The sequence below is a fragment of the Geminicoccus flavidas genome (genome assembly GCF_009806515.1).
In the GTDB taxonomy this organism is placed as follows: domain Bacteria; phylum Pseudomonadota; class Alphaproteobacteria; order Geminicoccales; family Geminicoccaceae; genus Geminicoccus; species Geminicoccus flavidus.
Genome location: NZ_WUJP01000935.1, coordinates 1 through 914 on the forward strand (window position 1 = coordinate 1; position 914 = coordinate 914).

The window sequence follows — 914 nt, forward strand, 5'->3', positions numbered from 1 at the left end:
TGTCCCACCAGACGCTCAGGACATGGCAACGAACCAGGCACTCGCCGGTTCTGCGCAAGTAGTGATAGGCCATGGGCGAAGTCGCGCATCCGCCATGGCTGGCCTGATGGCTTGGCTCTCTGCGGAAGCGGATCGGCCGGCTCCTGCCGAGCCGCGAGTTCACGACCGCGATGAGTGTCCATGTCCTGGGCGCACGATGCGCGAGTTACATGAAGCCGCCCCCGCCCTCCATCCCCAGCAGCCGGCGCCGTTGCCCAGCGCCTCGGCAAGTCCTGCCCCCCTGGCCAGATCATTGCGCATCGCTACCCGCGAACCTCTATTCGAATGGGACCGGCCACGGCCTACTCACGCCCATGCCGACGATCTCCTCATATCCTGTTCCGGATTCGTCCTCGGGCTGCTCGGCCACGCAATCTGTCCGGGCTCAGAAGTGCGGAGCCCGCTTGCATGGAGCTCGAGTTCCAGCCCGTAGCTTGTTCCGATCTGCAGGGTCGTGCCGGGATGCCGCGTTGCTGGCCTGCCCGTGAGGCGGAGCAACCGGACCATGGTACGGCAAGCGGCTCGGGCCTCGCAGCGACTGACGGTTGCCGCCCGCGCCGCGTCCTGGAGGGCGCTCGCTGCAGCATGCCCGGCCCGCTCCAGAACCGCATGTCGCGAAGGCGGGTCTGAGGCTGCCCGGCCGGGCGATCATCCGGGGTTGGTAGGGCCCTATCTGTCTTGGTGTGGGAGAATGCCGGCCAGCGGGTGCATGCGTCGCGCGAATTGTTCAACGGCCTGCGCTACATCGTGAAGACCAGTGCGCCTGGCGCTGAATGCCCAATGACCTGCCGCCATCGATGCAGAGCATCGATCCCATCGAGTGATGTCCGCACAGCGGACAGGGCCTGCGGCCTACCAGCAGGCCCAGCGCTGGC

General features: G+C 66.8%; 1 pseudogene. It reads left to right on the forward strand.

The features are described from left to right. Window positions 1–697: 697 nt before the first annotated feature. Window positions 698–833: pseudogene (locus EQG76_RS32545) on the forward strand (IS5/IS1182 family transposase); the annotation flags it as partial. Between the last annotated feature and the right edge of the window lie 81 nt (window positions 834–914).